At 73.4% G+C, this 13113-nt stretch carries 17 protein-coding genes; 13 read left to right on the top strand and 4 right to left on the bottom strand.

Going from position 1 to position 13113, the window contains the following annotated elements:
• The first annotated feature begins 26 nt into the window (after positions 1 to 26).
• Together ACWEVP_RS46065 and ACWEVP_RS46060 are read left to right on the top strand one after the other, a co-directional pair.
• The gene (locus ACWEVP_RS46065; RefSeq protein ID WP_452068936.1) at positions 27 to 749 is read left to right on the top strand and encodes an alpha/beta fold hydrolase; all 723 of its coding nucleotides are present in this window, start codon (positions 27 to 29) and stop codon (positions 747 to 749) included.
• Positions 746 to 1318 carry a TetR/AcrR family transcriptional regulator gene (locus ACWEVP_RS46060; protein WP_452068935.1) on the top strand — a complete coding sequence of 191 codons (573 nt, stop codon included), beginning with the start codon at positions 746 to 748 and terminating at the stop codon, positions 1316 to 1318. Before ACWEVP_RS46065 ends, ACWEVP_RS46060 begins: the two co-directional genes overlap by 4 nt.
• 23 nt (positions 1319 to 1341) lie before the next feature.
• Here ACWEVP_RS46060 and ACWEVP_RS46055 read toward each other — a convergent pair whose 3' ends face one another.
• Complete coding sequence (locus tag ACWEVP_RS46055; protein WP_452068934.1) at positions 1342 to 2004, bottom strand: lytic polysaccharide monooxygenase auxiliary activity family 9 protein; 663 nt, start codon at positions 2002 to 2004, stop codon at positions 1342 to 1344.
• Positions 2005 to 2202: 198 nt separating this feature from the next.
• On the opposite strand from ACWEVP_RS46055, the gene ACWEVP_RS46050 reads away from it, so the two are divergent.
• Both ACWEVP_RS46050 and ACWEVP_RS46045 read left to right on the top strand, forming a co-directional pair.
• Complete coding sequence (locus ACWEVP_RS46050; RefSeq protein ID WP_452068933.1) at positions 2203 to 2721, top strand: RNA polymerase sigma factor; 519 nt, start codon at positions 2203 to 2205, stop codon at positions 2719 to 2721.
• The gene (locus ACWEVP_RS46045) at positions 2718 to 3239 is read left to right on the top strand and encodes a hypothetical protein (RefSeq protein ID WP_452068932.1); all 522 of its coding nucleotides are present in this window, start codon (positions 2718 to 2720) and stop codon (positions 3237 to 3239) included. Before ACWEVP_RS46050 ends, ACWEVP_RS46045 begins: the two co-directional genes overlap by 4 nt.
• A 402-nt stretch (positions 3240 to 3641) precedes the next feature.
• Here the strand turns inward: ACWEVP_RS46045 and ACWEVP_RS46040 are convergent, their stop codons facing one another.
• Positions 3642 to 4316 carry an SGNH/GDSL hydrolase family protein gene (locus ACWEVP_RS46040; protein ID WP_452068931.1) on the bottom strand — a complete coding sequence of 225 codons (675 nt, stop codon included), beginning with the start codon at positions 4314 to 4316 and terminating at the stop codon, positions 3642 to 3644.
• A gap of 102 nt (positions 4317 to 4418) precedes the next feature.
• On the opposite strand from ACWEVP_RS46040, the gene ACWEVP_RS46035 reads away from it, so the two are divergent.
• The 3 genes from ACWEVP_RS46035 (at position 4419) to ACWEVP_RS46025 (ending at position 5936) form a co-directional block, all read left to right on the top strand.
• Positions 4419 to 4778, top strand: a complete 360-nt coding sequence (locus ACWEVP_RS46035) for a hypothetical protein (protein ID WP_452068930.1) — start codon at positions 4419 to 4421, stop codon at positions 4776 to 4778.
• A 155-nt stretch (positions 4779 to 4933) separates the two neighbouring features.
• Complete coding sequence (locus tag ACWEVP_RS46030; RefSeq protein WP_452068929.1) at positions 4934 to 5296, top strand: hypothetical protein; 363 nt, start codon at positions 4934 to 4936, stop codon at positions 5294 to 5296.
• Complete coding sequence (locus ACWEVP_RS46025) at positions 5280 to 5936, top strand: sugar ABC transporter substrate-binding protein (protein ID WP_452068928.1); 657 nt, start codon at positions 5280 to 5282, stop codon at positions 5934 to 5936. Before ACWEVP_RS46030 ends, ACWEVP_RS46025 begins: the two co-directional genes overlap by 17 nt.
• 1 nt (position 5937) lies before the next feature.
• Here ACWEVP_RS46025 and ACWEVP_RS46020 read toward each other — a convergent pair whose 3' ends face one another.
• Positions 5938 to 6960: an SDR family oxidoreductase gene (locus tag ACWEVP_RS46020; protein WP_452068927.1), complete on the bottom strand. Its 1023-nt coding sequence runs from the start codon at positions 6958 to 6960 to the stop codon at positions 5938 to 5940.
• A 116-nt stretch (positions 6961 to 7076) separates the two neighbouring features.
• On the opposite strand from ACWEVP_RS46020, the gene ACWEVP_RS46015 reads away from it, so the two are divergent.
• Positions 7077 to 7616, top strand: coding sequence for a TetR/AcrR family transcriptional regulator (locus ACWEVP_RS46015; protein ID WP_452068926.1), 540 nt, complete (start codon positions 7077 to 7079; stop codon positions 7614 to 7616).
• Here ACWEVP_RS46015 and ACWEVP_RS46010 read toward each other — a convergent pair.
• The gene (locus ACWEVP_RS46010) at positions 7582 to 8217 is read right to left on the bottom strand and encodes a hypothetical protein (protein ID WP_452068925.1); all 636 of its coding nucleotides are present in this window, start codon (positions 8215 to 8217) and stop codon (positions 7582 to 7584) included. The two genes, ACWEVP_RS46015 and ACWEVP_RS46010, sit on opposite strands and share 35 nt — an antisense overlap.
• An 84-nt stretch (positions 8218 to 8301) precedes the next feature.
• On the opposite strand from ACWEVP_RS46010, the gene ACWEVP_RS46005 reads away from it, so the two are divergent.
• From ACWEVP_RS46005 to ACWEVP_RS45985, 5 genes are read left to right on the top strand one after another with little or no spacing between them, the layout of a single operon-like run.
• Positions 8302 to 10227 carry a thiamine pyrophosphate-binding protein gene (locus tag ACWEVP_RS46005; protein WP_452068924.1) on the top strand — a complete coding sequence of 642 codons (1926 nt, stop codon included), beginning with the start codon at positions 8302 to 8304 and terminating at the stop codon, positions 10225 to 10227.
• Between the two features lie 11 nt (positions 10228 to 10238).
• Positions 10239 to 10943 (top strand): flavodoxin family protein, encoded by a 705-nt coding sequence (locus tag ACWEVP_RS46000; RefSeq protein ID WP_452068923.1) that lies wholly within the window; start codon positions 10239 to 10241, stop codon positions 10941 to 10943.
• A gap of 3 nt (positions 10944 to 10946) precedes the next feature.
• Positions 10947 to 12137, top strand: a complete 1191-nt coding sequence (locus ACWEVP_RS45995) for a cation:proton antiporter (RefSeq protein WP_452068922.1) — start codon at positions 10947 to 10949, stop codon at positions 12135 to 12137.
• Between the two features lie 41 nt (positions 12138 to 12178).
• Positions 12179 to 12823, top strand: coding sequence for an RNA polymerase sigma factor (locus tag ACWEVP_RS45990; protein ID WP_452068921.1), 645 nt, complete (start codon positions 12179 to 12181; stop codon positions 12821 to 12823).
• Complete coding sequence (locus tag ACWEVP_RS45985; protein WP_364449927.1) at positions 12820 to 13050, top strand: anti-sigma factor family protein; 231 nt, start codon at positions 12820 to 12822, stop codon at positions 13048 to 13050. Before ACWEVP_RS45990 ends, ACWEVP_RS45985 begins: the two co-directional genes overlap by 4 nt.
• Positions 13051 to 13113 lie beyond the last annotated feature (63 nt).

Below are 13113 nucleotides of genomic sequence, written 5' to 3'. Positions count from 1 at the left end.
TGTCCCACTTCGAGAGGCGAGCTGACATGACGGTGACGTACGTACTGGTCCACGGCGCCTGGCACACCGGGCAGTGCTGGGCGCGGGTGGTGCCGCGGCTGGCGGCGAGCGGACGGCGGGTCTTCACCCCGACGCTGACCGGCTACGGCGAGACCGCGCACCTGCTGAGCCCGGACGTTGGGCTCGGCACGCACACCGCCGACGTCGTGCGGCTGCTGGTCGAGGAGGACCTGCGGGACGTCGTCCTGGTCGGGCACAGCTACGCGGGCCTGGTCATCTCCGCGGTGGCCAACCAGGTGCCCGAGCGCATCGCGCGGCTGGTCTACCTCGACGCGATGGTGCCCACCGACGGGGAGACCGCGCTCGACGTCATGCCCGTCACGCGCGGCATGCTCGGGACGGGCTGGCGGGTGCCGCCCCTGCCCGAGCTGCCCGCGCCGTTCGGGTTGTTCGGCGTCACCGATCCCGGCGACGTCGCGTGGGTGCGCACCATGCTGTCCGACCAGTCGATCCGGTGCCTCGAAGAGCCGGTCGCCATGGACCACCCCGCGCTCGCCGCGATCCCGCGCACGCACATCCACTGCACGGTGAAACCGGCGGGCTTCGACCGCCGCCCGGTGCCCGCGGTGCAGCCGAACGGCGAGCCCGCGGACGTGCGGGAGCTGGCCACCGGGCACGACTGCATGATCACCGCGCCGGGCGAGCTCGCCGGGATGCTGCTCGACGTCCCGGTTAGCATGCCGGTGTGACGGATTCCCGTGCGGCGGCTCCGCGGCGCGCGGACGCGCGGCGCAACGCCTCGAGCGTCCTCGAGGCCGCGGCCGCGGTGTTCGTGACGTCCGGCGTCGAAGCGCCGATCCGGGAGATCGCCGCACGGGCCGGCGTCGGCACGGCGACCATCTACCGCCACTACCCGACGCGGGCGGACCTGATCCTCGCGGTGTACCGGCTGCAGGTGGAGTCCCTGGCCGAAGCCGGCCCGGCGTTGCTGGCGAGCGAACCGGGACCGCACGAGGCACTGACGAAGTGGATCGACCGGTTCGTCGACTTCGTCATCACCAAGCAGGGGCTCGCCTCGGTGCTGCAGTCGGACGAAGCGTGCTACGACCCGCTGCACGCGTACTTCCTGGAGCGTCTCGGCCCGGTGTGCACCGCGTTGCTGGAGGCGGCGGCGGAGGCGGGGGAGATCACCCCGGGCCAGGACGCCTACGAACTGATGCGCGGGGTGGGAAGCCTGTGCGCGGGCAGCGCGAAAGGCTACGACGCGCGCCACCTCGTGCGGCTGCTGGTGAGCGGACTGGCGGTCCGGCGCCCCTAGGCGGAGCGCCGGACCCGGCGTCGTCAGCCGAAGTTCACGTCACTGCACCACATGTAGGTCTGGTCCTGGTGCGAAGCCTGCCAGATCGTGAACACGACGTGGTGGCCGCGGTACGAGCCGGACGTCTGGACAGTGAACGTGATGTCCTTGGCCGGGGCGTACTTGCCGGTCTGGGTGATGAAGTCGAGGTTGCCCCAGCCGAGGCGCTGGGTGGTGGGGTCGAACCCGTTCTTGCTGATGTACACCCGCAGGTAGTCGGCGCCGTGGCTGGCCTGGTCGTACAGGTGCATCGTGAAGCTGCTGCCCAGGCTGGTGGTCCGCCACGGTCCGGGGGTGTTCAGGGAGTTGTTGCGGGCGAGGGCGTTGCTGCAGAGCTGGCCGTCCGGGGTCGCGCCCTGGAAGTTGCCCTTGAGCCCGTCCCGCAGCGCGCTCATCCAGTTCCACATGGTGTCGGCGTTGGCCTGGAAAGCCTGCCAGCACATGGGGTCCTGCTGCTGCATGGCCGGGTTCGTGTGCTGGCTGCCCCAGTCCGACCAGCACTGGTAGGCGCGGGTGGCGGGACCGACGATGGTGCCGTGCGCGGACGCCGCCGGAACCCACACGAGGAGTCCGGCGAGGGTGCCGACGATCAGGGTGAGGACGCTCCGCCGGCGGGTGCCGGACCTGGAGCTGCTGTGCCTACGCATGAATGGGCCTCCATTCTCGGGATGAGCGTGGTGATCCATGGGAGCGCTCCCAGCGTGCTGGGCAGCTTATCGGCCGCCCGGCAAAAGTTCAACCAACAGTAAAGCCGTGCGGTTGGACTGTTGCGCACATCGGGTCGGGCCGTGGCCGCGGTGAACCTTCCGCCCTCCTGCTCCGACTGAACGGGGGAAGGAGGGCAGATGAGCGATGAGCTGCTGATCGTCCGGTGCCGGCTCGGCGAGCGCGACGCGTTCCCCGAGCTGGTGCGCGGCTGGCACGGGGCGGTCGACCGGTACGTCCGGCGGATGCTCGCCGGCCCGGACGACGACGTCGTCCAGGAAGTGTGGCTGGCCGTGTTCCACGGGCTGCCGAAACTGCGCCGGCCCGAGCGGTTCGCGCCGTGGCTGTTCACCATCGCCCGCCGGGCGGTGACGAACCGGCTGCGCGACAGCTACGCCCGGTCCGGCCCCGAGCCCGCCGAGGAGCCGGCCGGCCCGGACGAGAGCGACGCGATCGTCGACCGGGAGGTGCTCGGCGAGGCCCTGGGCGCGCTGCCGGTCCGGGAACGCGAAGTGCTCCTGCTGTTCTACCTCGAAGACCTCTCGCTGGAGGCGTGCGCCCAGATCTGCGACGTGCCGGTCGGCACGGTGAAGTCGCGGCTCAACCGGGCCCGGCGGCTGCTGCGCGAGGAACTGGCCCGGAAGGAGTACGAGGCATGACCCCGGAAGAGCTGATCAAGCGGCTCGAGACGCCGTTGTCGCTGCGGCGGCGGGTGGGCTACGTGACGGTGGCCCTGGCCGGGCTCCTCGGCAGCGGCCTCGCCGGGCTGCTGTGGGCGACCGAGCCGGGCCTGCCGCCGCGGACGAAGATCGCCTTCGCCGTCCTCGTCGCGATCGGGCTGGCCTGGGCGGTGTTCGGCACCTGGGCGGTGACGCGCCGGGCCCCGCTGTTCGCCCGCGACCGGGTCGTCGCCGGCTGGCTCGGGGTGGCGGCGTGGCTGCTGTTCACGGCGGGCGCGGTGGTCATCACGACGCTGCGGCACCGGCTCGATCCCGAGCTGCTGACCGTGGTGCTCGTGCTGGGTGCGGCGGCGGTGCTGCGGCTGCGGGCCGTCCGTCGCGGCCGGGCCGCGCTCCTGCGCCGGAAGGCGCAGCTCACCCGCGGGGCGTGGGCCGATGAGTCAGAATCCCCTCCACGCCGCGGAGGACCGTTTCGCGGACCGGGGCCGGATCGGTGAGGCAGCCCGCAGCCGTGGCGCCGTCGCGCGGCAGGACGAAGTGCCGCGCCGCGGGCCCGGCGGCCGGCTCGCCCGTCCGCTCCCGCAGCTCGGTGCCGACCTCGAGGAACCACTGCCGGTGCACCGGGTGCGCGGGGCCGGGGTACTCCGCCGCGGCCTCCAGGAACGCGCAGCCGCGGAACCCGGCTGCCGTCCGGGATCGGCCGGGCCACCGCCCGGACGGCGCCGGCGGGGGAGTCCGCGCCGGCCCGGGCGTGGCGGCGCTGGGCGGTCGCGGCCGGCCTGGTCCAGCCGGCCGTCGGCGTCGTCCGCCGCGGCCTCGGCGGTCGGTGACCGATGATCCGCAGCGGCGGGATCTCCGTTGCACCGCGGGAAAGCCGGCCGGTCTTCGGCCCGGCGGCGTCAGTCCCGGCAGTCGTGCGGTGCCGCCGCGCGGACCGGTGCCTCGAACAACCCCGCGAGGCGCGCGTAACCGACCTCGTTCGGGTGGAACCAGTCGTCGGCCAGGGTGCCGCGGATCGGGCCCAGTGCCGGGCCGCGCAGGTCCGCCACCCGCACCCGCCCGGCCGCCGCCGCGGCGTCGATCAGGGCGTTGACCTCTCGCGCGGCCGCGTTGCGCCTCGGCAGCGTCGCCACCACCGACCGGCCCGGCGGGAGCCGGTCGAGCAGCCGGGCGAACCGCTCCGCGACGCCGCGGCGGCGAGCGCGGGTCAGCATGTCGTTGGCGCCCACGAGAACCGTCACCAGGGCCGCCCGTGACGGCAGCCGCGGGAGCTGGTCTTCGAGGACGTCCCCGACGCGGGCCCCGGAGGCGGACAGGTTCAGCACCGCGAACGGCGCACCCAGCCGGGCGTTCAGCTGGGGGACCCAGCCGCCCGCGACGGTGCCGGCGCCGATGCCCTGCGTCATCGAGTCGCCGAGCGCCACCCACAAGGGGCGGTCCGAGGCGAGCGCGGCCCGGCCCGCCTCCTCCCAAGCCCGCGCGAACGGCTCCTTCTGCGCCCGGACCCGGCCGATGCCGGGCAGCACCACGGCGGCGGCGTCGAGCACCCGGCTCGTCCACGTCGGCACTCGCACCCCTCCTGCTCCCGTTTCCCCGGCATTCGGAGCCGGACCCGCATCGGTTTGGCAGCGATCCGACCGGGTAAGCGGAGACTTCACGGACCGAAGGAGTGGCCGATGCCCGCGTTGACCCGCGTTCTCGGAGCGGTGACCGCCGCCTACAGCGTCACGATCATCGCCGCACCGCGCGTGCTGGCCAAACCGTGCGGGCTGACGACGCCGGCGGGCGGGGTGACCGCCGCGGTGCGGACCCTGACCGCGGGCATCGGAGCCCGCGACACGGCGATCGGCCTCGCGATGGTGTTCGCCCCGGCCGGCAAACCGTTGCAGGTCGCACTCGCCGCCCGCGTGGCCGCCGACGCCGCCGACGCGGTCGTCTTCGGCACCAGCCTGCCCGACCGGTCCGCCCGCAGGAAGGTCGCCGCGTTCGCCACGACCTGGGCCGCGCTGTGCGCCGCCTCGGCCCTCGTCCCGTGAGCCGGTAGCGGCGCGGCCCGGAGCGGGCGAAGCGGAACACCCGCTCCCGCCGACCTCTTCGACGACGAAGGCCGGGTGCCGTGGCGACCGGATAGCCGCCTTTCCGCCGTATCATCGCCCTCCGGGACAGCGCCGTCGACGGAGGGGGAGCCGACATGGCCCGGCTGGATCGCGACCGCACGCCGGCGTTGTTCGCGGTGACGACGTCCGTGCTGAGCGGTGTCATCCTGGCCGTGCTCACCAAGGCGCTGCAGGCCGGGATCTCCGCCGGTGCCACGGTGCTCTGGTCCGCCGCGGTGTCCGCGGTCGTCGGCGGGACCTTCTGGGTGGTGCTGCGGCGCACCCTCACGCGCTCCGCCGCGGCCTTCCTGGTGACCTCGGCCTTCATCCAAAAGTACTACGTGGCGGACCTCGTCCACAAAGTGCACGCAGGCGCATCAGCTGCGCCGCGTCCTCAGCCGGAAGAACGCCTACGTCGGGGGGATCATCGTCGCCGGCGAAGTGCTCCGCCTCCGTGACGACCTGGCGACCTTCTGCCAGGACGTCCGCCTGCCGGTCGTCTTTTCCGATCTCGAGCCCTTCGCCCGTGAGTCCGACTACCCCGCCAACACCGCATATTTCGGTTATGACAGCGGCGAACTCGGGGAGCTGGCCGGAACCTGGCTCGCCCACCGCCTGCGCGGGAAGAGCCGGCCGCACGTGCTGATCGTCGCCGGCCGGGAGCACGAAGCCCGGCAGCAGCGCTGCGTGAAGGCCCTGCGCGCCGCGCTCCCCGAACTCGACGTCACCGTCGAAGACCGCTGCGACTTCGTGCGTTCGCGCGCCTGCAACGCCGTCCGCGCCCACCTCCGGCAGCTGCCGGAGGGAGCACGGCTCGACGCGATCTTCTGCACCAACGACGAGATGGCGCTGGGCGCGGTCGACGCCCTCCTGGCCGCTCCGTCGGCGGCCACCCGCGAGACGGTCGTGGTCGGCATCGACGGCGTCGTCGAAGCCAGGGCGTTGATCGACAGCGGGAGCAGCCCGCTGCGGGCCACCGTCGTGCAGGACACCCACCGCCTCGCCGTGGGCGCCGTCGACCTGCTGGTCAAGATGCACCGCGGTCACCCGGTGCCCCGGCGGACGATCCTGGACGCCGAGCTGTACGAGGCCGGCTGACTCAGGCGGCCACGTCCCTCAGCGCCAGCAGGCCTTCCGCGGTCTCGACGATCGTGTCGGCGATCGGCCGCGGTGACCAGCCCAGCAGCCGCCGGGCCTTTTCCGCGGTGGCGTCGTAGTTGCGGCCCAGCTGGGGGCCGAGGACGCGCAGCCCGGGGCTGAAGCGCTCGAGGACGCGCGCGGTCCAGACCGGCAGTTCGCGCGTGGGCACCTTCGCCGCGCGGTCGCCGAGCCGGTCGCGCAGGATCGCCGCGATCTCGCGCACCCACAGGCTGTGCCCGGCGATCGCCAGGAACCGCTCGCCCGCCGCGGCCGGGTCGGTCATCGCGCGCACGTGCAGGTCCGCGACGTCGCGCACGTCCACGTATCCCATGCCGAACTTCGGCAGCGCCGGCAGCTGCCCGTCCAGCATCCGCCGCAGGAGTCCCAGCGACGGCGAGTAGTCGGGGCCCAGCACCGGCCCGAGCACGCCCACCGGGTTCACGACGGCGAGCTCGGGGCCGCCGTGCTCGGCGACGAACCGCCACGCCGCTTTTTCGGCCAGGGTCTTGGACTTCTGGTAGGGCGGGACGCCGGCGGCCACGTCGGTCCAGTCGGCTTCGGTGAACACCCGGGACTTCTCCGGGTGCCCCATGCCGATCGCGCCGAAGGCCGAGGTGAGCACGACCCGCTTCACCCCGGCCTCGCGCGCGGCCCGCAGCACGCGCAGGACGCCGTCGCGGGCGGGCACGACCATCTCGTCGTCGTTCGCGGGCACGCTGGTGAGCGTCGGCGAGGCGACGTGCAGCACGTAGTCGCACCCTTCGACGGCCTCGCGCCAGCCGGCGTCCTGCTGCAGATCCGCCTGCAGGACCGTTACTTTCGCGTCCGCGGGCGCTCCGCCGGTGCGCAGCATCGCCCGCAGGGCGGGCTCCTTCGCCAGGTCGCGCACGGTGGTGCGGACCGTGTGCCCGTCGGCCAGCAGCGCGAGCACGCACCAGCTGCCGATGTACCCGGAGCCGCCGGTGACCAGTACTTCAGCCATGGAAAAGCCTCACAGAGTCGGAGTGGGGGTTGGTGTGGCGACCCGTCCTCGCCTATGGTTCCGGAGAGGTCTCCACCTACGGTAGTGGAGACCTCTCCGGATAGCAAGGGAGGCTCATGGTCCGCTCGGACGCCCGGGAAAACCGGGCCCGGATCCTGCAGGTCGCGCGCGAGGCGTTCACCGAAGGGGGTGACGTCTCGATGAACCGGGTCGCGCAGCTCGCCGGCGTCGGGCCCGGCACGCTGTACCGCAACTTCCCGACGCGCGAAGCGCTCGTGCTGGCCATCTACCGGCACGAAGTCGACCGGCTCGTCGACTCGGTCGAGCAGCTGCTCGCGCGGCACCCCCCGCTGGAGGCGCTGCGGCGGTGGACGGTCGACCTGGTGGCCGCGATGCGGCAGAAGCACGGCCTCGGCGACGCGCTCGGCTCCGGCGCGCACCAGGCGATCACCGAGGAGACCTACGGCCCGGTCATCGCCGCCATCACCCGGCTGCTCGAGGCGGGCCAGGCCGACGGCACCATCCGCGCCGACGCCGACCCCCGCGACTTCCTGCAGCTCACGGGTGCGCTCTGGCGGGCGGCGTCGGGGCCGGAGGACCGCTCGGGATCGATGCTCGCGCTCATCCTGGACGGTTTGCGCGCCCCTGCGCGGTGAGGGCGCGGCCCTCGGCGAAGAAGGCCGCGATCGCGGCGGCACCGCCGAGGCCGGCCACCGGGCGCGCCGCGCCGAAGGGGGCGTTCCAGAACTCGCCGTGCCGCGGCGTGAACGGGCCGACGTAGGCGTAGGGCTCGCCGAGGTGGCCGTCGCCGGGGGAGACGCCGTAGTTCACCTCGTCGAGGGCGATCGCGACGTCGAAGTGCTCCGGCCACAGGATCGGCACCGAGCCCGGCGCGAAGTCGCGCAGCGCGCGGTCGCCGTCGGCGAAGGCCTGGAGAAGCGGCTTCAGCGCGTCGGCGGCGAAGACGATCGTTTCGTCCGGCCGGACGCCGGGACCGCCGGAGTAGACGCCCGCGGGTTCGCCCGCCTCGAGCCCCGCCTCCGCCGCCGCTTCGGCGTAGGTGCGCCCGGCCAGCCGGACGCGGGTGGTGCCGGCCACGAGCTCGTCCCCGTCGAGGCGCACCGCCGGTTCGGCGGCCGTCGCGAAACCGCCGTCGGTCACGGCCAGGTCGATGCGCCCGGTCGCGCGGTGCTGCGGGCCCGCGAGCAGCAGTTCGGCCACGCCGTGCAGTGACCGCCTCGTCGGTTCCCAATCCATCCGAACTCCTCGTGTAACGCCCGGGAGGGTTCCGGGCACTGAGCCTGCCGTCACCGCAGTGTCCCGGAACCCTGGAGGCGTTACATGGCGGACTGGCATCGGGTGGACCCCGCCGACGTGCCCGCGGACGGCCGGGTCCGCAGCGTCACCGTGGACGGCCGCAGCGTCGCGTTGTCCCGCTGCGGCGCCCGGCTCGGCGCACTGGAAAACCGCTGCCCGCACCAGGGCGGCCCGCTCGGCGAAGGCTCGATCGAGAAGGGCTGGCTGCGCTGCCCGTGGCACGGCTACGACTACGACCCGGTCACCGGCGAGTCACCCGGTGGGTTCGGCGACGCCGTCGCCACCTACCCGGTCGAGGAGCGCGCCGACGGCGTGTTCGTCAGCCTGCCGGAACCGGCGGCCCCGGCCAGGACCGTCGCCGACGTGCTGGTCGAGACGCTCGTCGCCTGGGGCGTGCGGCACGTGTTCGGCATGGTCGGGCATTCGAACCTCGGGTTCGCCGAGGCCCTGCGCCGCGCCGAGGCCCGTGGCGACCTGACGTACTTCGGGATCCGGCACGAGGGCGCGGCGGCGTTCGCGGCGAGCGCGTACGGCAAGCTCACCGGCCGGCCCGCGGCGTGCTTCGCGATCGCCGGCCCGGGCTCGACGAACCTGCTCACCGGCCTCTACGACGCCAAGCTCGACGGCGCGCCGGTGCTCGCGATCTCCGGGCAGGTGCCCTCGAAGGTGCTCGGCCGCGGCGCGTTCCAGGACGTCGACCTGTCCGCGGTGTTCCGCGACGTCGCCGTGTCCACCACCACCGTCCACAGTGGAAGCGACCACGCCGAGCTCGCGGCGCTCGCGGTCAAGCACGCCGTCGACCGGCGGGGCGTGGCGCACCTGGTGCTGCCCGACGAGGTCCAGGTGCTGCCGAGTGCCGCACCGGCGTCCACACCGGACGGCCGGCGCGCGGGCCGGGCCGGGCGCCCGGACGCCGCCGCCGTGACCGCGGCCGCCGCGCTCGTGCGCGATGCCCGCCGGCCGGTGTTCGTCGTGGGCCACGGCGCCCGCGGCGCCGCGGCCGAGGTCACCGCGCTGGCCGAACGCCTCGGCGCGCCCGTGCTCACCACGTTCAAGGCGAAGGGACTGGTGCCCGACACCCACCCGCTCGGGGCGGGCGTGCTGGGCCGCAGCGGGACGCCGGTGGCCAGCTGGCTGATGAACGAGGCCGACCTGATCGTCGCGGTCGGCGCGTCGTTCAGCAACCACACCGGCATCGCCGCCTACAAGCCGATCCTGCAGGTCGACGACGACCCGGGCGCGATCGGCCGGTTCGACGCGGTCACGGCGTCGCTGCTCGGCGACGCCCGGCTCGCCCTCGCCGCGCTCGTGGCCGAGCTGGGGGAGGCGAAGGCCGAGGACCAGCGCGCCGACGTCGCCGCCCGCTGGGCGATCTGGCGGGCGGAGAAGGCCCGCCGGGTCGCCGACGACCGCGGCCGCGGCGTGTCGGCCGCGGCGGTCTTCGACGCGCTGTCGCGCCACCTGCCCGAAGACGCCGTGGTGACCGTCGACGTCGGCAACCACGCGTACTCGCTGGGCCGCTACCTGGAGTCGAAGGGGCAGCCGGTGCTGATGTCGGGTTACCTCGGCTCGATCGGCTTCGGCTACCCGGCGGCGCTGGGCGCCTGGGCGGCGGCGCCGGACCGGCCGGTCGTGGCCGTCACCGGCGACGGCGGGTTCGGGCAGTACGCGACCGAGCTGACCACGGCGGTCAAGTACGGCATCCCGGTGAAGCACGTGCTGCTGAACAACAACGCGCTCGGCAAGATCAGCAAGGAGCAGCTCGCCGGTGACTACCCGGTGTGGCAGACCTCGCTGGTCAACCCGGACTGGGCCGCGTACGCCGAACTGTGCGGTGCCACGGGCATCCGCGTCACCGCGCGCGAGCGGCTGGACGACGCCATGACCGCGCTCTTCTCCGCCGAAGGACCCACTCTGCTCTGCGTCGAGCAGGACGCCGAACTCCTCTGAAAGGGACGACCATGCCGAACTACGACGACCTTTCCGCCCTGTTCCTCAACGGCACCCTCAAGCGCTCGCCCGAGCCCAGCAACACCGACGGCCTGATCGAGGTCAGCCGCGGGATCATGGAGAAGAACGGCGTCCGGGTCGAGGTGCTGCGGGCGATCGACCACGACATCGCGACCGGCGTCTGGCCCGACATGACCGAGCACGGCTGGGCCGCCGACGCCTGGCCGGCCATCTACGAAAAGGTGATGGCGGCCGACATCCTCGTGCTCGCCGGGCCGATCTGGCTGGGGGACAACAGTTCCGTCACCAAGCAGGTCATCGAGCGGCTCTACGCGTGCTCGCACCTGCTCAACGACGCCGGGCAGTACGCCTACTACGGCCGGGTCGGCGGCTGCCTGATCACCGGCAACGAAGACGGCGTCAAGCACTGCGCCATGAACGTCCTCTACAGCCTGCAGCACCTCGGTTACACCATCCCGCCGCAGGCCGACGCGGGCTGGATCGGCGAGGCGGGCCCCGGACCGTCCTACCTGGACCCCGGCTCCGGCGGCCCGGAGAACGACTTCACCAACCGCAACACCACGTTCATGACGTGGAACCTGCTGCACCTGGCCCGGATGCTGAAGGACGCGGGCGGGATCCCGGCGCACGGCAACCAGCGCAGCGAGTGGGACGCCGGCTGCCGCTTCGACTTCGCCAACCCCGAATACCGCTGAGCCATGCCCGGCGTCGGCTTCGTCAACCTGTTCGCGGTGGCGGCGATCGCGCTCGCCGCGCCGCTGCTGCTCGGCCTCGTGCCGAAGCTGCGCGTGCCGGCCGTGGTACTGGAGATCGTGGCCGGGATCGCGCTGGGGCCGTCCGGCCTCGGCTGGATCGAGCCGGACCTGCCGGTGCAGATCGTCGCCCTGCTCGGGCTCGCCTTCCTGCTTTTCCTGGCCGGGCTGGAGATCGACGTCCACCGGCTGCGCGGGCGGGCCCTGCGGGTGGCGCTACTGGGCTACGCCGTGACGCTGGCCCTCGGGCTCGCGGCCGGTGCGGGCTTCGCCGCCGCCGGGTGGGTGCACAGCCCGCTGCTGGTCGCGGTGGCGTTGTCGGCCACCTCGCTGGGCCTGGTCGTGCCGGTGCTCAAGGACGCCGGGCAGGCCGAGGGCGGCTTGGGACAGGCGGTCATCGCCGCCGCCTCGGTGGCCGACTTCGCCGCCGTTCTCCTGGTCTCGCTGCTGTTCTCGGCCTCCGGCGGCAGCACCGGCGCCCGGCTGGTGCTGCTCGTCGCCTTCGCGGGCCTGGTCGTCGTGACCGCTCTCGTGGTTTCGCGGGCCGGCCGGTCGCGCCGGCTCGGCGCGGCGCTGCTGCGGCTGCAGGACACCACGGCCGAAATCCGGGTTCGCGCGGCCGTGGTGCTGCTGGTCGCGTTCGTCGCGCTGGCCGAAACTTTCGGCCTGGAAAGCATTCTCGGCGCCTTCCTCGCGGGCGCGGTCGTCGGCGTGCTCGACCGCGACCCCGCGTCGCACCCGAGGTTCCGGGTGAAGCTCGACGCCATCGGGTACGGCTTCCTGGTGCCGGTCTTCTTCGTCACCAGCGGCCTGCGGCTCGACCTGGCCGGGCTGCTCGCCGACGCGGCCGCGCTGGCCCGGGTCCCGCTGTTCCTGGCCGCGCTGCTGCTCGCGCGCGGCGTCCCGGCGCTGCTGTTCGCGCGGGAATTCGGGGCCAGGCAGGCGATCGCGGCCGGTCTGCTGCAGGCGACGTCGCTGCCGTTCCTGGTCACCGCCACCCAGATCGGGGTGCTCACCGGGCTGATGAGCCCGGTGACCGCGGCCGCGCTCGTGTGCGCCGGCCTGCTTTCGGTGCTGCTGTTCCCCGCCGGGGCGCTGTCTCTGCTGCGGTCCCGGGAGCGGGCGGCCGTAAGATGACTGTCACCTGTTTCGCCCGTTTTCGCGGCTATATTCGGCTGGTGAGCGCGCTTCCGCCGGACACCGAACTCGTCGCCGCCTTGCGCGGCGGGGACGACGGCACCTTCGCCGCCGTTCTCGACGCGTGGTCGGCGCCGATGCTGCGCCTGGCCCGCTCGTTCGTCTCCACCCACGCCTCCGCCGAGGAAGTCGTCCAGGACACGTGGCTGGCCGTGGTCAAGAGCCTCGACGCGTTCGAGGGCCGGGCGGCGTTCAAGACGTGGGTGTACCGGATCCTGGTCAACACGGCCAAGAAACGCGGCGCCGCCGAACACCGCAGCATCCCCTGGGCGAGCCTCGCGCCCGACGGCGACGACCGTGGCCCCACCGTCGACCCGGCCCGGTTCCGCGGTCCCGGCGAGGACTACCCCGGTGGCTGGCGCCAGTTCCCCGCGAGGTGGCCGTCGCCGGAAAGTACCGCCCTGGCCCTGGAAATCCGGCAGGTGATCGCCGGCGCGCTCGACGAGCTGCCCGCCCGCCAGCGCGCCGTCATCAGCCTCCGCGACGTCGCCGACCACAGCGCCGACGAGGTCTGCGCGCTGCTCGAGATCACCGCGGCCAACCAGCGGGTGCTCCTGCACCGGGCGCGCGCCGCGGTCCGCGAGCGGCTCGCGGACTACCTGGGTGCCGAGGGGAAACCGGCATGACGTGCGAAGAGTTCGTCGAACTCGTCACCGCCTTCCTCGACGGAGCACTGGATCCGGGCACCGAAGCCCGGTTCGTCGAGCACCTGGCGCTGTGCGAAGGGTGCGAAACCTACCTCGACCAGTTCCGCACCACGATCGCGGAGCTCGGTTCGCTCCCGGCCGAGACCCTTTCGGCCGATGTCCGCGACAGCGTCCTCGACGCGTTCCGCGATTGGCACGCCCGATGACCACGCCACGACAGTCCTCCGTGGACGCCTCCGCCGATCGGGTGCTGCCCGCCACCCGGGTGC

The sequence above is a fragment of the Amycolatopsis sp. NPDC003865 genome (genome assembly GCF_053605345.1).
Note: the sequence above shows the minus strand (reverse complement) of the source record. Positions and strands in the feature narration are given on the sequence as shown.

Excerpts from the sequence above, each read along its gene's own strand:
- ACWEVP_RS46065 (WP_452068936.1), top strand. The coding sequence starts at position 27 with ATGACGGTGACGTACGTACTGGTCCACGGCGCCTGGCACACCGGGCAG.
- ACWEVP_RS46055 (WP_452068934.1), bottom strand. The coding sequence starts at position 2,004 with ATGCGTAGGCACAGCAGCTCCAGGTCCGGCACCCGCCGGCGGAGCGTC.
- ACWEVP_RS46050 (WP_452068933.1), top strand. The coding sequence starts at position 2,203 with ATGAGCGATGAGCTGCTGATCGTCCGGTGCCGGCTCGGCGAGCGCGAC.
- ACWEVP_RS46045 (WP_452068932.1), top strand. The coding sequence starts at position 2,718 with ATGACCCCGGAAGAGCTGATCAAGCGGCTCGAGACGCCGTTGTCGCTG.
- ACWEVP_RS46035 (WP_452068930.1), top strand. The coding sequence starts at position 4,419 with ATGCCCGCGTTGACCCGCGTTCTCGGAGCGGTGACCGCCGCCTACAGC.
- ACWEVP_RS46030 (WP_452068929.1), top strand. The coding sequence starts at position 4,934 with ATGGCCCGGCTGGATCGCGACCGCACGCCGGCGTTGTTCGCGGTGACG.
- ACWEVP_RS46020 (WP_452068927.1), bottom strand. The coding sequence starts at position 6,960 with ATGGCTGAAGTACTGGTCACCGGCGGCTCCGGGTACATCGGCAGCTGG.
- ACWEVP_RS46015 (WP_452068926.1), top strand. The coding sequence starts at position 7,077 with ATGGTCCGCTCGGACGCCCGGGAAAACCGGGCCCGGATCCTGCAGGTC.
- ACWEVP_RS46010 (WP_452068925.1), bottom strand. The coding sequence starts at position 8,217 with ATGGATTGGGAACCGACGAGGCGGTCACTGCACGGCGTGGCCGAACTG.
- ACWEVP_RS46005 (WP_452068924.1), top strand. The coding sequence starts at position 8,302 with ATGGCGGACTGGCATCGGGTGGACCCCGCCGACGTGCCCGCGGACGGC.
- ACWEVP_RS46000 (WP_452068923.1), top strand. The coding sequence starts at position 10,239 with ATGCCGAACTACGACGACCTTTCCGCCCTGTTCCTCAACGGCACCCTC.
- ACWEVP_RS45995 (WP_452068922.1), top strand. The coding sequence starts at position 10,947 with ATGCCCGGCGTCGGCTTCGTCAACCTGTTCGCGGTGGCGGCGATCGCG.
- ACWEVP_RS45985 (WP_364449927.1), top strand. The coding sequence starts at position 12,820 with ATGACGTGCGAAGAGTTCGTCGAACTCGTCACCGCCTTCCTCGACGGA.